Genomic DNA, 19663 nt, shown 5'->3' on the forward strand with positions numbered 1-19663 from the left:
TAAAGGAATATCATCATGAAAAACGCTGTAATCGTCGACTGCATTCGTACTCCAATGGGCCGTTCAAAGGCTGGAGTATTCAGGAATGTACGTGCAGAAACCCTTTCTGCAGAACTAATGAAATCACTATTAAGCCGCAACAGCCAGCTTGACCCGAACGAGATCGAAGATGTCATTTGGGGTTGTGTGCAACAAACATTGGAGCAAGGCTTCAATATTGCACGTAATGCTGCCTTATTAGCTGGCATACCTAAAACAGCAGGAGCTGTAACGGTGAATCGTTTATGTGGTTCATCAATGGATGCGCTACATCAAGCTGCACGTGCCATCATGACGGGCCAAGGCGATACCTTTATCGTAGGTGGTGTTGAGCATATGGGTCACGTACCAATGAACCACGGTGTTGACTTCCATCCTGGCCTTGCGAGCAATGTAGCTAAAGCCTCAGGCATGATGGGCTTAACAGCTGAAATGCTTGGCAAAATGCATGGAATTACTCGTGAGCAACAAGATGCATTTGCTGTGCGTTCACATCAACGTGCACACGCAGCAACGGTTGAAGGTCGATTTGACAATGAAATTGTGCCAATTGAAGGTCATGATGCTAATGGCGCTTTGATTAAAGTAAGCCACGATGAAGTCATCCGTCCAGAAACTTCACTTGAGTCCTTATCAGGTTTACGCCCAGCTTTTGATCCAGCTAACGGAACAGTAACAGCGGGTACTTCTTCAGCCTTATCTGATGGCGCTTCTGCAATGTTAGTTATGGAAGAAGAAAAAGCTAAAGCGTTAGGTTTGCCTATTCGTGCTCGTATCCGTTCAATGGCTGTTGCAGGTTGTGATGCAGCAATCATGGGTTACGGTCCTGTTCCTGCAACTAAAAAAGCGCTTAAGCGTGCAGGTTTGACTGTAGATGATATGGATGTAATTGAGCTAAATGAAGCATTCGCTGCTCAGTCTCTTCCATGTGTTAAAGACTTAGGTCTAACCGATGTGGTTGACGAGAAAGTTAACTTAAACGGCGGCGCAATTGCATTAGGTCACCCATTAGGTTGTTCAGGTACTCGTATCTCAACGACTTTGATTAACTTGATGGAAGCTAAAGATGCGAAATATGGTCTTGCAACTATGTGTATTGGTTTAGGCCAAGGCATCGCAACAATTTTTGAGCGCGTTGAAAGCTAACCTCTGCTGATATAATAATTGTGTAAAAAGCCGTACTTTGAACAGAAGTACGGCTTTTTTTATTGCCAGCACGACACGTGTTCCACGTGGAACAATGGGTACTAGTTCACGATTTACTAATAAAGCTAAGGTTAAGCCCTTGCAACAGTAACTCAGCAGAGTAAAATTAGCGCAATTATTGTTAGTCTGTCGTATATAAGAGTGGGTATGAGCGAAATATTTTCAACAGCGCAGCATCATTTAGATGCGTTAGGTTTACGTTGTCCTGAGCCTGTCATGATGATCCGTAAGACAGTCCGTAAAATGGCTGAAGGTGAAACATTACTTATTACCGCTGACGACCCAGCAACAACCAGAGATATTCCAAGTTTTTGTGAGTTTATGGATCACACTCTTATTGCAAGTGACACAAATCAGACACCTTATAAATATATGATCAGAAAAGGACTTTAATCATGTCTACACTACAAGCTATCGCATACAAAACAGTAAAAAAAGGCCCAATGAAGCCCGTTTTTTGCGCAAATGTGAGTTTGCTTCGTGGTGTAGAGAATGATGTCTTTGGTCGGCCAAGCAAGCGCCAAGTAACTGTAATGTCGATAGAGCAATGGAAAACGGCATGCCAAGAAATCAACGTTAATTTAGACTGGCTTACCCGTCGAGCTAATCTATTAATTGATGGTCATGAATTTAGTGCTGCCGATGTAGGTAAAACCATTTCGATTGGTGAGCACGTTTCTCTAGTTATAACTGGTGAAACCGATCCATGCGCTAAAATGGAAATAGCTCAGCCCGGTTTAGAACAAGCCTTGTCACCACACTGGCGCGGCGGAGTAACTTGCAAGGTCGTTACGGAAGGATTAATTCAAACAGAAGATCCTGTGGTCATTGCTTAACGGGTTCAGCTGTAATGTATTTTTGATAATTGGTACATGATCACCGCACTTAACCTGCGGTTTTCGATTTTATAAAAAACCAAAATCATATTAACCAGTTTAGTAAGCTTACTTATACTTATTCCCCTCCATTTATTCTTTATACATAATGAGTTAACTAACCGTATTCAAACATGTTTACGCAAATTCGTTTTGTTACTCTTTAAACATTTTTTTACCGTTATCACCATTAATACCCCCGACTTTCTGCAAACTTATTTCAATCAAATACTCAGCTTTTTCTGTCATCAATTGAAACAGAATAAATGTTTAGTTCTTGCTTAATTTATGCGATAAATATCATCAGTTTTATAACTCGCAAACAACACTTGATTGATAAAAGTGTAACTCCGATCAATAACGATAATCATAATAATGGATTGTGCATGTTTACCTCAAAAATAAAACCATTGTATACCGCTATTGCAATTAGTCTGGCCAGTGCATCACTTGCAGTTAATGCATCAGAAGATACAGCTAAATGGCAAGTTAATGCGCCAGAAAATGCCCCGCTTGAAAAAGTAAAAATTGATGTTACTGAAGGTACTTGGATGAACGTCAGTGTGTCTCCTGACGGAAAAACCATCGTGTTCGATTTACTTGGCGATATTTATCAAATGCCAATTTCTGGTGGAGAAGCCAAGAAAATAGTTTCAGGTATCGCTTGGCAAATGCAGCCAGTGTATAGCCCTGATGGTAAATCAATTGCCTTTACATCTGATGAAGATGGTGGTGACAACATTTGGGTAATGGATGCAGACGGTAGTAATCCACGCCCTGTTACGTCAGAAACCTTTCGTTTATTAAACAGCCCAGCATGGAGCCCTGACTCGCAATATTTAGTTGCTCGAAAGCACTTTACCGCTAGTCGTAGTTTGGGGGCCGGTGAAGTATGGATGTACCACGTTGCCGGTGGTGAAGGTGTTAAGTTAACTGAACGCCCTAATGATCAAAAAGACTTAGGCGAGCCAGCATACTCTCCTGATGGTCGCTATATCTATTTCAGTCAAGATGCTACCCCAGGCAAAACATTCCACTACTCAAAAGATTCGGTAAAGGGCATTTATAAAATTAAGCGCTACGATACTCAAACCGGTGATATTGAAGTATTAATTGAAGGCACTGGTGGCGCAATTAGACCGACTCCAAGCCCAGATGGTACCAAACTGGCTTACATTAAGCGTGACGGTTTTCAATCTACATTATATTTATTAGATTTAAAGTCAGGTGAGCACACTAAGTTATACGACAATCTCGATCGTGATATGCAAGAAACTTGGGCAATTCATGGTGTTTACCCAACAATGTCATGGACTCAAGATAATGAAGAAATCGTATTCTGGGCTAAAGGTAAAATCAATAAACTGAGCATTGATGATAAGGAAGTAAAGAATATTCCTTTTACGGTCAAAACTGAATTAGATGTTCAGCCTTCAGTTCGTTTTACACAAAACTTAGACCAAGACAATTTCGACGTAAAAATGTTACGAATGGCACAAGTTTCTCCTAATGGTGAGAAAGTGGTGTTCGAAGCTTTAGGGAAATTGTGGATCCGTGATATTGAAGACGGTAAACAAAAACGCTTAACTCGCCTAGACGACGATATTAATGAGTTATTCCCGCAGTGGTCAAGAGATGGCAAAAATATCGTGTTTACCACTTGGAATGATCAAGACCAAGGAACGGTGAGCATTGTCAGCGCTAAAGGCGGAAGAAGTAAAACGCTGACAAAAGAGCCTGGTAAGTATGTTGAACCGACCTTTTCTCCAGATGGTAAAGTCGTTGTGTACCGCAAAGCTAAAGGTGGTTATGTCACGCCTCGTACTTGGTCTCAAGAGCCAGGCTTGTATAAAGTCGACTTAAAGAAAAAGAATAATGTTAAAATTACAGCTAATGGGTACCAACCACAATTTGGCAGCGATAATAATCGTGTATTCTTTATGGATCACGGTGAAACACCTGAATTCGCATCAATCAGCTTAGATGGTTTCGAAAAACGTACCCATTACACCAGTGAGCATGCAACAGAATTTAGAGTATCGCCTAACGGCGAACACTTAGCATTTGCAGAACGTTTTCGTGTATATGTCACCCCTTTTGCAAAACACGGTGAAACAGTACGTATTAGCCCTAAAGCGACTAACTTACCTGTCACACAACTTAGTACTCGGGCTGGTGAAAGTATCAGTTGGAACGCAGATAATAGTGAACTTTATTGGACTCTTGGCCCTGAACTTTATCAAGCAAAAGTCGATACCCAATACGCCAAAACTGATGATGAAAGCAAACCAACTGTAACCTCAATTGGTTTCACTCAAAAAGCAGATGTTCCACGTGGAACAGTCGCTTTTGTCGGTGGCAAAATTATCACTATGGAAAATGATGAAGTCATAGACAATGGCGTTGTTATCGTTAAAGACAACAAAATTGTGACTGTTGGTGATGCAAAGACAAATATTCCAAGTGGCGCTCAAGTGATCGATATTAAGGGCAAAACATTAATGCCTGGCTTATTTGATGCTCACGCTCACGGTTCTCAAGCTGATGATGAAATCATTCCACAACAAAACTGGCAACTTTACTCAGGTCTTTCGCTAGGTGTCACCGCAATACATGACCCATCGAATGACACAACAGAAATATTTGCTGCATCTGAACAACAAAAAGCAGGCAATATTGTAGGGCCACGAATTTTCTCTACAGGTACTATTTTATATGGTGCAAATGCACCAGGTTATACCTCGCACGTAGACTCGTTAGATGATGCGAAATTTCATTTAGAGCGTCTGAAAAAAGTTGGCGCTTTCAGTGTTAAAAGCTATAACCAACCTCGTCGTAATCAACGTCAGCAAGTAATCCAAGCTGCACGTGAATTAGAAATGATGGTGGTGCCTGAAGGTGGTAGTTTATTACAGCATAACTTATCGATGATTGCTGATGGTCACACAACGATTGAACATTCATTACCAACAGGTTCAATTTACAGTGACATCAAGCAATTCTGGGGGCAAACAGAAGTGGCTTATACCCCGACACTTGTTGTTGCTTACGGCGGAATATCAGGTGAACATTACTGGTATGACAAAACTGACGTATGGGCTCATCCCCGTCTAAGTATGTATGTACCTAGTGATATTTTGAATGCTCGATCTATGCGACGCACCAAGGCACCAGATGCGCATTACAATCATTTCAATGTTGCTCGCGTAGCAAATGAGCTAAATGATATTGGTATCCAGCCAAATATTGGAGCACACGGTCAACGCGAAGGTTTAGCTGCACATTGGGAAATGTGGATGTTCGCTCAAGGCGGTATGAGCAATATGGATGTACTTAAAACAGCAACCATCAACCCTGCCAAAACCTTTGGAATGGATCATCAACTTGGTTCGATTAAAGCCGGTAAATTGGCAGATATCATCGTTATTGATGGCGACCCTTTAACCGACATTAGAGTCACAGACAAAGTCACTTATACCATGGCGAATGGCAAGCTTTACAACTCAGAAACCATGAATCTGTTAAATGGTGATGAACAAGAACGTAAACCGTTTTTCTTTGAAGACACAAAGTAAGTACGTTATGTCATAAAAAAGGGATGTTCCACGTGGAACATCCCTTTTTAATTTCGGCAACAACAATAATTAGTTATTTTCCATAACGAAAACAATCTGTTGTATGGTCGCTGACCATTCCTACCGCTTGCATGAAAGCATAACAAATTGTTGGGCCAACAAAGTTAAAGCCTAATTTTTTTAATGCTTTTGACATAGCTTCTGATTCTGGCGTTTGCGCAGGCACGTCTGACATAGATCTAAAATGATTCACTTTAGGTTGTCCACCGACAAAGTCCCATAGGAATGTTGAAAAATCATTGCCAGATTCGACGAAAGCTAAATAGGCTTTAGCATTTCGAATAATTGAATTTACTTTTAAACGATTTCTAACAATCCCTGGATTTAACAGCAGTTGTTCTACTTTCTCGTCGTCAAAAGTAGCAATAATCTTAGGGTCAAAATTGGCAAATAATACTTGGTAATTATGCTGTTTTTTTAAAATAGTGATCCAAGATAACCCTGCCTGTTGACCATCAAGACATAGCTTTTCAAAAAGCTCAATAGGATCATAAACAGGCCTTCCCCAAACATTGTCGTGATAGTCAACATAAAGCGGATCATCACTCAACCAAGCACAACGTTTTAAATCCATTTATAAGGCCCTTTTAAATTTTTAATCTCTACGTTAAAAAATAACCTACATATGCCTTAATCTACAAGGTATAATCAAAACCATTTTCTATTTTTAGCCTCAACCAGTAGATAAGCGGACATGACGACGAAACACGACGTAAAGACATTCCAGGGCTTCATTATGACCCTGCAGGAATACTGGGCGCAGCAAGGTTGCGCAATCGTTCAACCATTGGACATGGAAGTGGGTGCCGGAACATTCCACCCAATGACATTTTTACGTTCATTAGGCCCAGAGCCAATGAGCAGTGCTTATGTGCAACCATGTCGCCGACCTACCGATGGCCGTTACGGTGAAAACCCTAACCGTCTGCAGCATTATTACCAATACCAAGTCGTGCTAAAGCCTTCTCCGAGTAATATCCAAGAATTATACCTTGGCTCTTTAGAAGCTCTAGGCGTTGATATGGGCGTTCATGACGTTCGTTTTGTTGAAGATAACTGGGAATCACCAACTCTTGGTGCTTGGGGCCTTGGTTGGGAAGTATGGCTAAACGGCATGGAAGTATCACAATTTACTTACTTCCAGCAAGTAGGCGGCCTAGAGTGTAAACCTGTCACGGGCGAAATTACTTACGGTTTAGAACGTCTAGCAATGTACATTCAAGAAGTAGACAGTGTTTACGATCTTGTTTGGACTGACGGCCCTATGGGCAAAGTCATGTACGGCGATATCTTCCACCAAAATGAAGTTGAACAATCTACATATAACTTCGAACATGCTGATGTTGAAGTCTTATTTAAGCAGTTTGAAGATTGTGAAGCGGCTTGCCAGAAATTATTAGCATTAGAAAAGCCACTACCGCTACCTGCTTATGAACAAGTGATGAAGGCCTCACACGCATTTAACTTACTTGATGCTCGCCACGCTATCTCAGTAACTGAACGCCAACGTTATATTTTGCGTGTTCGTACTATGGCTAAAGGTGTTGCAGAATCTTATTATCAAGCACGTGAAGCGCTTGGTTTCCCAATGTGTAAGTAGAGGTAGAATAATGAACGTTGAAAACTTACTCATTGAAGTGGGTACAGAAGAATTACCACCAAAGGCATTACGTAAATTAGCAGAGTCATTTCTCGCTAATTTCACCGAGGAACTAACCAAGGCAGAGTTAGCGTTTACCAATGCAACTTGGTATGCAGCCCCTCGCCGTTTGGCAATTAGTGTTGAACAACTTGCTGTTGCGCAAGCTGACAAAGTGGTTGAGAAACGCGGCCCTGCCGTCGCTCAAGCATTTGATGCTGAAGGAAACCCAACGAAAGCCGCTATGGGGTGGGCTCGTGGTAACGGCATTACTGTTGAACAAGCTGACCGTCTTAAAACAGACAAAGGCGAATGGTTATTACACCAAGCTAAAGTGGTTGGTGTTGAAACCAAGTCTTTAATTGCTGCAATGGCACAAAAGTCATTAGATAAATTACCTATCCCTAAGCCAATGCGTTGGGGTAGTAATACAACACAATTTATCCGCCCAGTTCATACTGTCACCATGCTGTTAGGTGATGAACTCGTTCCAGGTGAATTGTTAGGTATCGAATCAGCTCGCACTATTCGTGGTCATCGTTTCATGGGTGTTGATACTTTTGAGCTAGAACACGCTGATAACTACCTCACGCAATTAGAAACTGAAGGTAAAGTCTTAGCTGATTACCAACGTCGTAAGGATATCATCAAGCTAAATGCTGAAGCTGCCGCAAAAGAGATTGGCGGTATTGCTGAACTTGAAGATGATTTACTTGAAGAAGTCACCGCATTGGTTGAATGGCCTGTTGTGTTAACAGCAAGCTTTGAAGAAAAATTCTTAGATGTCCCAGCTGAAGCCTTGGTTTACACCATGAAAGGCGACCAGAAATACTTCCCAGTATTTGATGATGCAGGTCAGTTGTTGCCTAACTTTATCTTCGTAACTAACATCGAATCTAAAGATCCTCAGCAGATTATTTCAGGTAACGAAAAAGTAGTTCGTCCTCGCCTTGCTGATGCAGAGTTCTTCTTTGAAACAGATAAAAAAGAGTCATTAGAAACGCGTTTAGCCAGCTTAGAGTCTGTTGTTTTCCAAAAACAATTAGGCACGATTAAAGCCCGTGTTGAGCGTATTTCTGCAATGGCTGGCTATATTGCCACCAGCATAGGTGCAAACAGTGAAGAGGCCGCTCGCGCAGGTCTACTATCAAAGTCTGACTTGATGACGAACATGGTAATGGAGTTTACCGACCTTCAAGGCACTATGGGCATGCATTACGCCCGCTTAGATGGCGAAACAGAAGCTGTCGCAGTTGCCTTAGCAGAGCAATACAAGCCTAAGTTCTCTGGCGATACTGTACCAACGGCACCGATTTCAATCTGTGTTGCGCTGGCAGAAAAGCTAGATACGCTAGTCGGTATTTTTGGTATTGGCCAAGCACCGAAAGGCGCAGCGGATCCATTTGCACTTCGTCGTGCTGCTATTGGTATTTTACGTCTTTGCTTAGAGAACAACTTACCGTTAGATTTAGTTGACTTGATTGCTAAAGCTAAAGAGTTACACGGTGAAAACCTCACTAATGACAAGGTATCAGAGCAGGTTCTTGAGTTCTTTATGGGCCGTTTCCGTGCATGGTATCAAGATCAAGGCGTGAGTGTTGACGTGATCCTAGCTGTTCTCGCACGTAAACCAACCGCACCGGCAGATTTTGAAAGTCGCATCAAAGCTGTGGCTCACTTTAGAACCCTAGAGCAAGCGTCAGCGCTTGCGGCAGCGAACAAGCGTGTATCGAATATCTTGGCTAAGGTTGAAGGAGAAATCCCAACCAATATCGATTCAAGCCTATTAGTCGAAAGTGCTGAAAAAGCATTAGCTGATAAACTGACTGAGCTTCAGCCACAGCTGGCACCATTATTTGCAGCAGCAAACTACCAAGAAGCGCTCGCATTATTGGCGAGTCTACGTGAAAGCGTTGATACCTTCTTCGAAGATGTAATGGTTATGGCAGATGATGCAGCACTTAAGAATAACCGTTTAGCACTTCTTAATAGTCTACGTGAGCAATTCTTACATGCCGCTGATATTTCATTATTACAATAATGATATCTGAGTCATCACAAAAAAACGCGCCTTAAGGCGCGTTTTTTTGTGGCTAACGTCAGTGTAGATTAAACGAAAATCCAACTAAAGTTACATTATAGAGTGATTAACTTTTGATGCAGTAACTCAAACTCATCATGGCTAATAGCGACTTGAGAAAGCAACTGCGACTGCGCCTGCTCTGTCAGCTTATCCACCTGTTTAAGCATCGAACATTCACTAATGATATTGGCACGCCATATAATCAAAGCCATGCTATCTGTTGGCTTGTGATGACAGTTAGCCAATTGGGTTAACGGCACTTCAAATTCAGCGGGTAATTGCCAATATTTAACAAGCAATGCGCTGAGTCCTAATGACTTGGTCGTCATGACTTGTTTGAACAATACCGAACTAGGCTGCTCACCAGGTTCAGCTTGTCGAAACGCTTCAATCATCATTTTAAAAATAGCTATTTTGCCAACATCATGTAGTAAGCCTAAAAAGAATGCCGTATCACCATCATGTTCTGCAAGTTCATTAGCCAAAAATGCAACCTGCATAGAGTGGCGCCAAATTTCAGCGCCAAAGCGTCTGAAATAAATAGGCTTAATGTTAATCATTTCCTTCATTAAGCTTGTTCGTACAAATAGTTGTAATTGGCTTAAACCAATCTGCACAACAGCTTGTTGCAAGCTGGTGATTTGCTTATCAGAGCGTTTGAAAGCACTCGAATTACACAGCTTCAATACTTCAATACTCAATACCGGATCTTGCTCTATCAGCAGAAGCAAAGCCTTGGTATCGACATCTGATTGGGCTATTTGTCTGTCTACTTCTGATAATCGACTAGGCAGTTTAAGCACCTTTTCAGCAATCGCTTGCGGCGCTGTAAAAGCCTGTTCAATTTTAGCCAGCACACTGCGTTCTAAGTCATTTGCCATTGCACCAGTATCTTGGCTACTTGATGGAAATAACAAACTATAAAACAGTGCACTAGCATCAAGAACACTTGTCGGCACGGCAACGGAGACTTGCTCAGAAGTTTGCTGATGACGAGCTTGTTTTGGCCTAGACGCAACTTGGGCATTAGCTGAACGTTTTAATAATACAGATTGTTGACTGTCTAATGATTTAGCCGCATTAACCTCTTGGGCCGGACGAACATTAAACAACTTATAAAATAGCTTTTTAAACATAACAAAATACCACTTAGACAGGTAACAACATTGGAAAAAGCAGATTTAAAAGGGTTAAAACTAAAAATGGGTGCCACTTGGCACCCATTTAATTTAACACAGACGCATTATACGTCTAGGTTAGCAACGTTTAATGCGTTGGTTTCAATAAAGTCACGACGAGGCTCAACTTGATCGCCCATCAAGGTCGTAAATAATTGATCCGCACCGACAGCATCTTCAATAGTCACTCGTAGCATACGACGAGTTTCAGGATCCATTGTGGTTTCCCACAACTGCTCAGGGTTCATCTCACCCAATCCTTTATAACGTTGAATGTATAAACCACGTTTCGCTTCAGACATCGTCCAATCAAGCGCTTCAATGAAGCTCTCAACTTCTTTCATGCGTTCACCACGCTTGATGTAACCACCTTCTTCAATCATACCGTCTAACGCTTTGCCTAATTTGGCAATAAGTGCGTAATCGTTAGATTGGAAGAAGTCGTAACTAAATAGGTAGTTAGTATCAATACCATGCTTACGGATCGTTAAGCTTGGTAAGTAAACTTGACGTTCTGGATCTAATACAGGTTCAATACTGTAAATCACACCGTCAGATTCAATTTCAATTAAGTCAGCGACGAATGCATCACACCACAGCTTCATTTGCCCTTCATCAGCAAGCATTTCATTACTAATGCCAGGATGATGGATCATACGATTGGTAATTGACTCTGGGTAGCGCTTAGCAAGACGCTCAATAATCGCTTCAACTTCACGGTACTGACTTACTAAACGCTCTAATGGTTCACCAGACATACCTGGCGCACCTGGCGCTGGATAAATATGAGTACCATCTAACGCTTGAGTCGTTAAATATTCTGTCAACGCAGGTTCATCTTTCAGGTATTGCTCTTGCTTACCTTTTTTCACTTTGAATAAAGGTGGTTGAGCAATGTAAATGTAACCACGTTCAATAAGCTCAGGCATTTGACGGAAGAAGAAGGTCAACAACAGCGTACGAATGTGCGAGCCGTCGACGTCAGCATCGGTCATGATGATGATGTTATGGTAGCGTGTTTTCTCAGGGTCATAATCGTCACGGCCAATACCACAACCTAATGCAGTAATCAGTGTGGCAACTTCCTGTGAAGATAACATTTTATCAAAGCGCGCTTTTTCAACGTTTAAGATTTTACCTTTAAGCGGAAGAATCGCTTGGTTTTTACGGTTACGTCCCTGCTTGGCTGAACCGCCAGCAGAGTCCCCTTCCACTATGTATATTTCAGAAAGACCAGGGTCTTTCTCTTGGCAATCTGCAAGTTTACCTGGCAGGCCACCTAAATCTAATGCGCCTTTACGACGAGTCATTTCACGGGCTTTACGAGCGGCTTCACGAGCTCGCGCGGCATCAACGATTTTGCCTACAATTAACTTAGCATCGACAGGGTTTTCTAATAGGTAGTCATTTAGCTGCTCACCCATTGTTTGTTCTACCGCGCCTTTCACTTCACTAGAAACCAACTTGTCTTTGGTTTGCGAGCTAAATTTAGGATCTGGCACTTTAACTGAAATAACCGCAGTCAAACCTTCACGAGCATCGTCACCCGTAGCATTGGTTTTGCCTTTTTTATTGAAGCCTTCTCGCTCCATGTAGTTATTTAAGTTACGTGTTAGTGCACCACGGAAACCCGCTAAGTGAGTACCACCATCACGTTGTGGAATGTTATTTGTGAAACAGAAAATGCTTTCTTGGTAACCATCGTTCCATTGCATTGCCACTTCAACAGTGATGCCATCTTCACGTTCTTGGGTAAAGTGGAAAACATCTTTGTTGATTGGGGTTTTGTTACGGTTTAGGTAATCAACGAATGCGCTGATACCACCATCGTATTTGAAGAACTCATTTCGCTCATCGCGTTCATCAACAAGACGAATACCAACACCTGAGTTTAAGAATGATAATTCACGCACACGTTTGGCAAGAATATCAAAATGGAACAGGGTATCAGAGAAGGTTTCTGGGCTAGGCCAAAAACGGATAGAGGTACCCGTTTTATCTGAATCACCGACAGGTGTGATAGGAGTTTCAGGTACGCCCATTGTATAAAACTGTTCGTAAATCTTACCATTACGACGAATGGTCATTTGCAGTTTTTCAGACAGTGCGTTTACTACCGACACACCTACACCGTGCAAGCCGCCTGATACTTTATAAGAGTTATCATCAAACTTACCACCAGCATGCAGTACCGTCATGATAACTTCAGCAGCAGAAACACCCTCTTCTTCATGAACCTCAACAGGAATACCACGGCCATCATCCTGTACTGACACAGAGCCATCAGCATGAATGGTAATAGTAATGTCATTACAGTGGCCAGCTAAGGCTTCATCGATAGAGTTATCGACCACTTCGAATACCATGTGATGAAGACCTGTACCATCGTCTGTATCACCGATGTACATCCCTGGTCTCTTACGAACTGCATCAAGGCCTTTTAATACCTTAATACTCGAAGAATCATAACTATTCTCTGACATATTTCTCTCTCGTTTTTATTCAACTACCGTGACTTGCCCATGTTCCACATGAAACATCTTACTTGGCGGGCTTGCCAGCGAATCGACTATTGCTACAGGATCAATCGCTGTGACAAAAATTTGTGCACCGGTTTCGGTTAACTGTTTTAGCAATAGTTGCCTATGTTGTGCATCCAACTCAGATGGAAGATCATCCACAAGGTAAATACTATGCTTGTTCTGTTGTTCTTGAAGCAACTTGCCTTGTGCAATGCGCAGTGCACAGACTAATAATTTTAACTGTCCTCGGGATAATGCATCCTGCACAGGTAAGTTGCCTACACGCAATCTCAAGTCCGCTTTATGCGGTCCACTACCCGTATTTCCCGAAGATAAATCTCTGTGATATTGAGTTTCGAGTAACTCAGCAAAATCCGTTTTGCTATCCCAGCCACGAGTAAAAGAAACCTTAATATCAACTCGTGGTAAAAACTCTCCGATTATACCCTTAAGTAGCTCATTTAACGAGTCTACATATTGATTTCGTATCGAAGTAACTTGTTCAGCATACCGCACCAATTCCTTATCCCAAAATTGAATTGTTGCATAAGAAGAACCATCTCTAAGGAGTTGATTTCTTTGCTTTAAAATCCGTCTTGTATTCACCCATGCTTGATAGAAACTCGCATCAGAGTGAAACGCGCCCCAATCGATAAATTGTCGACGAGCTTTTGGCCCTTCAAAAAGTAATGAAAAACTTTCTGGCGTGATAACTTGAATCGGTAAAGTTTCTGCCAAAACAGATAAACGCTTCACTTTATCGCCATCTAATTTGACATCAATTTCGCCATTGCGAAATCGTCTTAAGCCTAATTTCGCTTCACCGGTTTGCATCTCAAGTTGTGCAAATAAAGTAAGGTTATCCTGTTCAATATTGATCACTCTTTGAGATAAGTGACTACGAAACGAACGCCCCATGCCTAAAAAATAAATCGCCTCCAATATACTGGTTTTTCCACTGCCGTTTTCTCCATAAATCAAGTTTAATCCTGATTCAGGTTGCAATGACGCAGAAAGGATATTGCGAAAGTTGGCAATATTAAGACGGGCTAAACTCATGGGTGCTAATTTCTCAAACCTATGGTGATGCAGTAAAACTAAAAAAGGTGCCTTAATCTAGCACCTTTTTGGGTTCTAAAACGTCGTGAAACGTTATCTTACATTATAAACGCATAGGCATAACCACATACATTGAATCTTCTTCGACGTGGTTTTCTATTAATGCGCTTGAGTTTCCATCAATCAGCGTGATTCTGACATCATCACTGGCTAAATTGTTCAATACATCGAGTAAATAACTCACGTTAAATCCTATTTCTAGGTTGTCAGCATTGTATTCAACATCAATGATCTCTTCCGCTTCTTCTTGCTCTGGGTTATTCGCAGTTATACGTAATAATCCTGGTTCAAGCTGAATACGCACGCCACGAAACTTTTCATTGGATAAAATCGATGCACGTGTGAGCGCTTGTTTTAAATGATTACGGCTCGCCACCACAATTTTATCGCCGCCTTTTGGTAATACTCGGCGGTAATCAGGGAAACGTCCATCAACAAGCTTACTGGTAAATACAGCATTTTGCGTTGTTGCACGAATGGCGCTGTCACCAATAGCAATGGTAATTTCACTGTCTTCACTTTCAAGTAAGCGAGACATTTCAACCACACCTTTACGTGGCACGATGACTTGCTTTTCAGGAAGGCTAATGTCGATATTACGATGACTTAATGCTAGACGGTGTCCATCTGTCGCAATCGCTTTTAACGAGTTACCCGCAGTTTCAAAAAGTAAGCCATTTAAATAGTATCGAACATCTTGGTTCGCCATTGAGAACTGGGTCGAATCAATAATCGACTTCAATGTACCTTGTTTAAGACTAAACTCGATATCGGCTTCAAAGGCTTCAACATTGGGGTAATCACTTGCAGGTAAAGTCGCCAGTGAAAAACGACTACGACCAGAACGTAATAGCCACTTGTTATCTTGCTGCTCAATTTTGATTTCGACTTGTTCAGGAAGTGACTTGACGATATCGAGTAGCTTTTTAGCTGGCACGGTTGTTCGGCCAGTTTCAACTTCACCTTGAATAGCCGCTTGGCCAACAAGTTCTACTTCTAAATCAGTACCTGTAAGCTTAAGTGAGGACTCACTAACTTCGACAAGTAAATTTGATAAAATAGGTAAATTGTGGCGTCTTTCTACTGCACCACACACTAATTGAAGTGGTTTTAATAGGGCATCCCTATCAATTGAAAATTTCATTCGTCTCAATTTCCTGATATTAAGAAGATAATGTACGTATCAAGTTAGCATAATCTTCTTTAATGTCATGACTTTCTTCACGCAATTGGGCAATTTTTCTGCATGCGTGTAATACGGTAGTATGATCACGACCCCCAAAGGCGTCACCAATTTCAGGTAAACTTTGGTTTGTTAACTCTTTTGATAATGCCATAGCGACTTGACGAGGTCTCGCTACACTGCGAGAGCGACGTTTAGATAGCATATCAGCCATTTTAATTTTGTAATATTCAGCAACCGTTTTTTGAATATTATCTATGGTCACTAACTTTTCTTGTAGCGCGAGTAAATCACGTAATGCTTCACGGACAAAATCAATCGTAATTGGTCGGCCGGTGAAGTTAGCATTCGCAATAACACGATTTAACGCCCCTTCTAATTCACGCACATTTGAACGTAAACGTTTGGCAATGAAGAATGCCACTTCATCAGGCAAATTAATGCCGCTTTCCTGCGCTTTACGCATTAAAATCGCGACACGAGTTTCAAGCTCAGGTGGTTCGATAGCAACTGTTAAACCCCAACCAAAGCGTGATTTTAAGCGATCTTCAACCCCATCAATTTCTTTCGGGTATTTATCCGAAGTCAAAATGATCTGATGGTTACCCTCTAATAGTGCATTGAAGGTATGAAAGAATTCTTCTTGTGAACGATCTTTATTGGCAAAGAATTGAATATCATCAATAAAAAGCGCATCAACACTACGGTAATAACGTTTAAAGTCTTCAATAGCATTATTTTGTAGCGCTTTAACCATGTCTTGCACAAAGCGTTCTGAATGCATGTAGACCACTTTTGCATTGGGATTGTTTTTGATAATCCCGTTGCCTACAGCATGTAATAAATGGGTTTTACCTAAACCGGTGCCGCCATATAAAAATAACGGGTTATAAGCACCACCAGGATTTTCTGCCACTTGCAGTGCAGCAGCTTTACCTAATTGGTTTGATTTACCTTCAACGAAATTATCAAACTGATAAGTAGGATTGATATTACTGCGGTGGTTAGCATGCTCAACGGGTTCCGCTTGAGTGTTAAACGCAGTGCTAACACGTTGCTTAGTTTGTGTGCTTTGTGTTGGCCTAACTTCTGCTTTTACAGGCTCAGGCGCTCTCACTGCAGACGGGCGGCTACCAATATCAAAGCGCAGTTTAGGGGCGTTACCACCTAACTGTTCGGTAAAAAATTGATTAATGATATTGATGTACTTATCTCGAACCCAATCAAGTACAAAACGATTAGGTGCATAAAGTACCAAGGTATCGCCATCCATTTCAGCCTGTAACGGACGGATCCACATACTGAATTGCTGCGCAGAAAGTTCGTCTTGCAGCCTGCCGATACATTGTTGCCAAAGTGAAACCGCCACTTAATATTCCTTAATATCGTTTGTTGAAGGAGGGCTATTCTATCGTTAGATCTCAATGATCGCTATCGATAAAAAAAATTTTATCCCCAAGCAGATCATTGTATGTGGATATCTGTGATCTTTAAAGATCAAAAACGATCCAATTAATGTGATTTGTTCACAGATCCTGCTTTATTAACCGATCACTCTTGATCTATAATAGCCGCGCTTTGATCTGGTTAAACAGCCTTTGATCCACTACATATAGTGTTGGTACACAGAGTTATCCACACAGTATAGTGCATTTTTGATGTTTGCCTCAAAGTTAATTAGGTAAAAATTGTTCATATAGCCACTTTCCTTGTTGACGGTAGTGATTAAAGTGATTACAATTCGGCCTCTTTTTTGCCCTTACCTCTTATTTTAAGAATGTAAGGTTTATTAACTACTAAATATACGGATTGCCAAAATGAGTAAACGTACTTTTCAACCAAGCAACCTGAAGCGTAAGCGTTCTCACGGCTTCCGCGCACGTATGGCCACTGTAGGCGGCCGTAAAGTGATTGCACGTCGTCGTGCAAAAGGTCGCGCTCGTTTATCTGCTTAATCAGTAGATAACCATAGTGACTAGCTATGCTTTTACGCGGGAGTTACGTCTGTTAACTCCCGCGCAATTTAAATCTGTATTCTCAAATCCTATCAAAGCATCTTCTGCTGAAATAACTCTGCTCGCTGTACCTAATTCTGAACAACATCCTCGTATTGGATTAACAGTTGCAAAACGTTTTGTTAAAAATGCCAGTGATCGCAACCGAATTAAGCGAATAATCAGAACAAATTTCCGTTTAAATCAGCACGACATTCCAAATCTTGATATTGTTGTCTTGGTTAGAAATGGTGTGGTCGATATGGAAAATGCAGAATTACACAAGTTAACAGAGAAGTTATGGCGCAAGCTCAGTCGCCGTTACAATGGCTAGCCATTAAGGCTGTTCGTGGTTACCAACTTCTTATCAGCCCCATGCTGGGTCCTCGCTGTAGATTCAACCCAACGTGCTCTTATTATGCGATTGACGCAATAAAAACGCATGGAACAGTGAAAGGTTGTTGGCTTGCAGCGAAACGCATACTAAAATGTCACCCTTTACATCCCGGCGGAAGTGATCCCGTCCCCCCTAAAAATGACAGGTGTAACAAATAGGCTATGGAATCTCAACGCAATTTAATGCTTATCGCACTACTGTTTGTCAGTTTTTTACTTTGGCAAGCATGGCAAGACGATAAAGCACCGCAACCAGTCGCGACACAAACTACGGTTGCTCAAACGAATGATGTACCATCGCACAGCAATAGCGATGTACCCGATGCAGATTCAAGTATGCCTGTTCAATTACCGGCAACTCAAAATCTGATTGAAGTTAAAACCGATCAGTTAGACATTAAAATTGACCCAGTCGGCGGTGATATTGTTTATGCTGCTTTGGTTGACCATAAAGTTGAAATTGATAGTAATGACCCATTTGTTCTTTTAGAGCAAAATGGCGCATTCAACTATATTTCTCAAAGTGGTTTAATCGGTCGTGATGGTATTGATAGCAGTACTCACGGACGTGCACACTTCTCTGCAGAGTCAGAACTTTATCAACTAGCTGATGGTCAAGATACGTTATCTGTACCATTAAGTTATGTGGATGCAAATGGCGCAAGCTATACCAAAGTATTTACTTTCACCCGTGGCCAATTTGATGTGACTGTTGATTACAACGTAAACAACACCACTTCAGCGCCGCTTCAAATGCAAATGTACGGTCAAATTAAACAAACGGTACAAGCATCTGAAAGTAGCATGATGATGCCAACATACCGTGGTGCAGCATTCTCGACTCAAAGTGTACGCTATGAAAAATATGACTTTGAAGATATTGCTAAGAGTAACCTAAACCAACAAACATTAGGTGGTTGGGCAGCGATGCTTCAACATTACTTCGTGTCAGCTTGGGTACCACCAGCAAACGATTCAAATACTATCTTCTCTAGCATGAGTGCGGGTGGCCAAGCTAATATTGGTTTCCGCGGCGCAGTACATGATATTGCTCCTGGTGCACAACAAACGATTAGTGCTCAGTTCTTCGTTGGTCCTAAAGACCAAAAAGCACTTTCAGACATTTCTGAAACATTAAACTTAGTTGTTGATTACGGCTTCCTTTGGTGGTTAGCAATTCCTATCTACAAACTATTGATGTTCTTCCAGTCGATTGTCACTAACTGGGGTGTTGCAATTATCCTAATTACGCTTTCTGTACGTGGTATTTTATACCCACTTACAAAAGCGCAATACACTTCAATGGCTAAGATGCGTAACTTGCAGCCTAAGCTTGCAGAGTTAAAAGAACGCTTTGGTGATGACCGTCAGAAGATGGGTCAAGCAATGATGGAGTTGTACAAGAAAGAGAAAGTTAACCCGATGGGCGGCTGTCTTCCAATCTTGCTACAAATGCCAATTTTCATTGCACTATACTGGGTATTACTAGAAAGTTATGAGTTACGCCATGCGCCATTCATGCTTTGGATTGACGATTTATCGGTTCAAGATCCTTACTACGTATTGCCACTACTAATGGGTGTGTCTATGTGGTTAATGCAAAAAATGCAGCCAATGGCACCAACCATGGATCCAATGCAAGTAAAAATGATGCAATGGATGCCAGTTATCTTTACAGTATTCTTCCTATGGTTCCCATCAGGTCTAGTACTTTACTGGTTAGTCGGTAACTTAGTCGCAATCACACAACAAAAGATTATTTATGCAGGTCTTGAGAAAAAAGGCTTAAAATAA

Annotated in this window: 16 protein-coding genes; 10 read left to right on the plus strand and 6 right to left on the minus strand. The window is 41.5% G+C overall.

The window, feature by feature from the left end; genetic code table 11:
* Positions 1-15: 15 nt before the first annotated feature.
* The 4 genes from fadA (at position 16) to AB4128_RS12125 (ending at position 5695) form a co-directional block, all read left to right on the plus strand.
* Positions 16-1185 carry an acetyl-CoA C-acyltransferase FadA gene (gene fadA / locus AB4128_RS12110; protein ID WP_080914495.1) on the plus strand — a complete coding sequence of 390 codons (1170 nt, stop codon included), beginning with the start codon at positions 16-18 and terminating at the stop codon, positions 1183-1185.
* Positions 1186-1392: 207 nt separating this feature from the next.
* Entirely contained in the window at positions 1393-1638 is a 246-nt protein-coding gene (gene tusA, locus AB4128_RS12115; protein WP_055025486.1) for a sulfurtransferase TusA, read from the plus strand.
* A 2-nt stretch (positions 1639-1640) separates the two neighbouring features.
* Positions 1641-2081, plus strand: a complete 441-nt coding sequence (locus AB4128_RS12120; RefSeq protein ID WP_055025485.1) for an MOSC domain-containing protein — start codon at positions 1641-1643, stop codon at positions 2079-2081.
* Positions 2082-2506: 425 nt separating this feature from the next.
* A complete protein-coding gene (locus AB4128_RS12125) occupies positions 2507-5695 on the plus strand; it encodes an amidohydrolase family protein (protein ID WP_372037794.1) in 3189 nt (1062 codons plus the stop codon).
* Between the two features lie 73 nt (positions 5696-5768).
* Here AB4128_RS12125 and AB4128_RS12130 read toward each other — a convergent pair whose 3' ends face one another.
* Positions 5769-6329 (minus strand): DNA-3-methyladenine glycosylase I, encoded by a 561-nt coding sequence (locus AB4128_RS12130; protein WP_372037797.1) that lies wholly within the window; start codon positions 6327-6329, stop codon positions 5769-5771.
* Positions 6330-6449: 120 nt separating this feature from the next.
* Between AB4128_RS12130 and glyQ the strand changes: the two genes are divergently transcribed.
* Together glyQ and glyS are read left to right on the plus strand one after the other, a co-directional pair.
* Complete coding sequence (glyQ, locus tag AB4128_RS12135) at positions 6450-7355, plus strand: glycine--tRNA ligase subunit alpha (RefSeq protein ID WP_055025482.1); 906 nt, start codon at positions 6450-6452, stop codon at positions 7353-7355.
* 10 nt (positions 7356-7365) lie between these two features.
* Positions 7366-9435, plus strand: coding sequence for a glycine--tRNA ligase subunit beta (glyS, locus tag AB4128_RS12140; RefSeq protein ID WP_119969593.1), 2070 nt, complete (start codon positions 7366-7368; stop codon positions 9433-9435).
* 95 nt (positions 9436-9530) lie between these two features.
* On the opposite strand, the gene AB4128_RS12145 is transcribed toward glyS, so the two are convergent.
* From AB4128_RS12145 to dnaA, 5 genes are all read right to left on the minus strand, one after another.
* Positions 9531-10613, minus strand: a complete 1083-nt coding sequence (locus AB4128_RS12145) for an HDOD domain-containing protein (RefSeq protein ID WP_372037800.1) — start codon at positions 10611-10613, stop codon at positions 9531-9533.
* 107 nt (positions 10614-10720) lie between these two features.
* Positions 10721-13138, minus strand: coding sequence for a DNA topoisomerase (ATP-hydrolyzing) subunit B (gene gyrB, locus AB4128_RS12150; protein WP_372037802.1), 2418 nt, complete (start codon positions 13136-13138; stop codon positions 10721-10723).
* 15 nt (positions 13139-13153) lie between these two features.
* Positions 13154-14236: a DNA replication/repair protein RecF gene (gene recF / locus AB4128_RS12155; protein ID WP_055025478.1), complete on the minus strand. Its 1083-nt coding sequence runs from the start codon at positions 14234-14236 to the stop codon at positions 13154-13156.
* Between the two features lie 103 nt (positions 14237-14339).
* Entirely contained in the window at positions 14340-15440 is a 1101-nt protein-coding gene (dnaN, locus tag AB4128_RS12160) for a DNA polymerase III subunit beta (RefSeq protein WP_055025477.1), read from the minus strand.
* 19 nt (positions 15441-15459) lie between these two features.
* Positions 15460-16848 (minus strand): chromosomal replication initiator protein DnaA, encoded by a 1389-nt coding sequence (gene dnaA / locus AB4128_RS12165; protein WP_055025476.1) that lies wholly within the window; start codon positions 16846-16848, stop codon positions 15460-15462.
* 448 nt (positions 16849-17296) lie between these two features.
* Here dnaA and rpmH point away from each other — a divergent pair, with 448 nt between their 5' ends.
* From rpmH to yidC, 4 genes are read left to right on the plus strand one after another with little or no spacing between them, the layout of a single operon-like run.
* Positions 17297-17434, plus strand: a complete 138-nt coding sequence (rpmH, locus tag AB4128_RS12170; protein ID WP_011867659.1) for a 50S ribosomal protein L34 — start codon at positions 17297-17299, stop codon at positions 17432-17434.
* A gap of 16 nt (positions 17435-17450) precedes the next feature.
* Positions 17451-17807: a ribonuclease P protein component gene (gene rnpA / locus AB4128_RS12175; protein WP_055025475.1), complete on the plus strand. Its 357-nt coding sequence runs from the start codon at positions 17451-17453 to the stop codon at positions 17805-17807.
* Complete coding sequence (gene yidD / locus AB4128_RS12180) at positions 17774-18028, plus strand: membrane protein insertion efficiency factor YidD (RefSeq protein WP_119969590.1); 255 nt, start codon at positions 17774-17776, stop codon at positions 18026-18028. Before rnpA ends, yidD begins: the two co-directional genes overlap by 34 nt.
* A gap of 3 nt (positions 18029-18031) precedes the next feature.
* Positions 18032-19663, plus strand: a complete 1632-nt coding sequence (gene yidC, locus AB4128_RS12185) for a membrane protein insertase YidC (protein ID WP_055025474.1) — start codon at positions 18032-18034, stop codon at positions 19661-19663.

Origin of the sequence: Shewanella sp. 10N.286.52.A9, assembly GCF_041468985.1 — a bacterium.
GTDB lineage: Bacteria > Pseudomonadota > Gammaproteobacteria > Enterobacterales > Shewanellaceae > Shewanella > Shewanella japonica.

Coding starts and splice junctions, on each gene's coding strand:
- AB4128_RS12125 (WP_372037794.1), top strand. CDS start 2,507: ATGTTTACCTCAAAAATAAAACCATTGTATACCGCTATTGCAATTAGT.
- fadA (WP_080914495.1), top strand. CDS start 16: ATGAAAAACGCTGTAATCGTCGACTGCATTCGTACTCCAATGGGCCGT.
- AB4128_RS12145 (WP_372037800.1), bottom strand. CDS start 10,613: ATGTTTAAAAAGCTATTTTATAAGTTGTTTAATGTTCGTCCGGCCCAA.
- gyrB (WP_372037802.1), bottom strand. CDS start 13,138: ATGTCAGAGAATAGTTATGATTCTTCGAGTATTAAGGTATTAAAAGGC.
- yidD (WP_119969590.1), top strand. CDS start 17,774: ATGGCGCAAGCTCAGTCGCCGTTACAATGGCTAGCCATTAAGGCTGTT.
- glyQ (WP_055025482.1), top strand. CDS start 6,450: ATGACGACGAAACACGACGTAAAGACATTCCAGGGCTTCATTATGACC.
- tusA (WP_055025486.1), top strand. CDS start 1,393: ATGAGCGAAATATTTTCAACAGCGCAGCATCATTTAGATGCGTTAGGT.
- AB4128_RS12120 (WP_055025485.1), top strand. CDS start 1,641: ATGTCTACACTACAAGCTATCGCATACAAAACAGTAAAAAAAGGCCCA.
- yidC (WP_055025474.1), top strand. CDS start 18,032: ATGGAATCTCAACGCAATTTAATGCTTATCGCACTACTGTTTGTCAGT.
- rpmH (WP_011867659.1), top strand. CDS start 17,297: ATGAGTAAACGTACTTTTCAACCAAGCAACCTGAAGCGTAAGCGTTCT.
- glyS (WP_119969593.1), top strand. CDS start 7,366: ATGAACGTTGAAAACTTACTCATTGAAGTGGGTACAGAAGAATTACCA.
- recF (WP_055025478.1), bottom strand. CDS start 14,236: ATGAGTTTAGCCCGTCTTAATATTGCCAACTTTCGCAATATCCTTTCT.
- AB4128_RS12130 (WP_372037797.1), bottom strand. CDS start 6,329: ATGGATTTAAAACGTTGTGCTTGGTTGAGTGATGATCCGCTTTATGTT.
- dnaN (WP_055025477.1), bottom strand. CDS start 15,440: ATGAAATTTTCAATTGATAGGGATGCCCTATTAAAACCACTTCAATTA.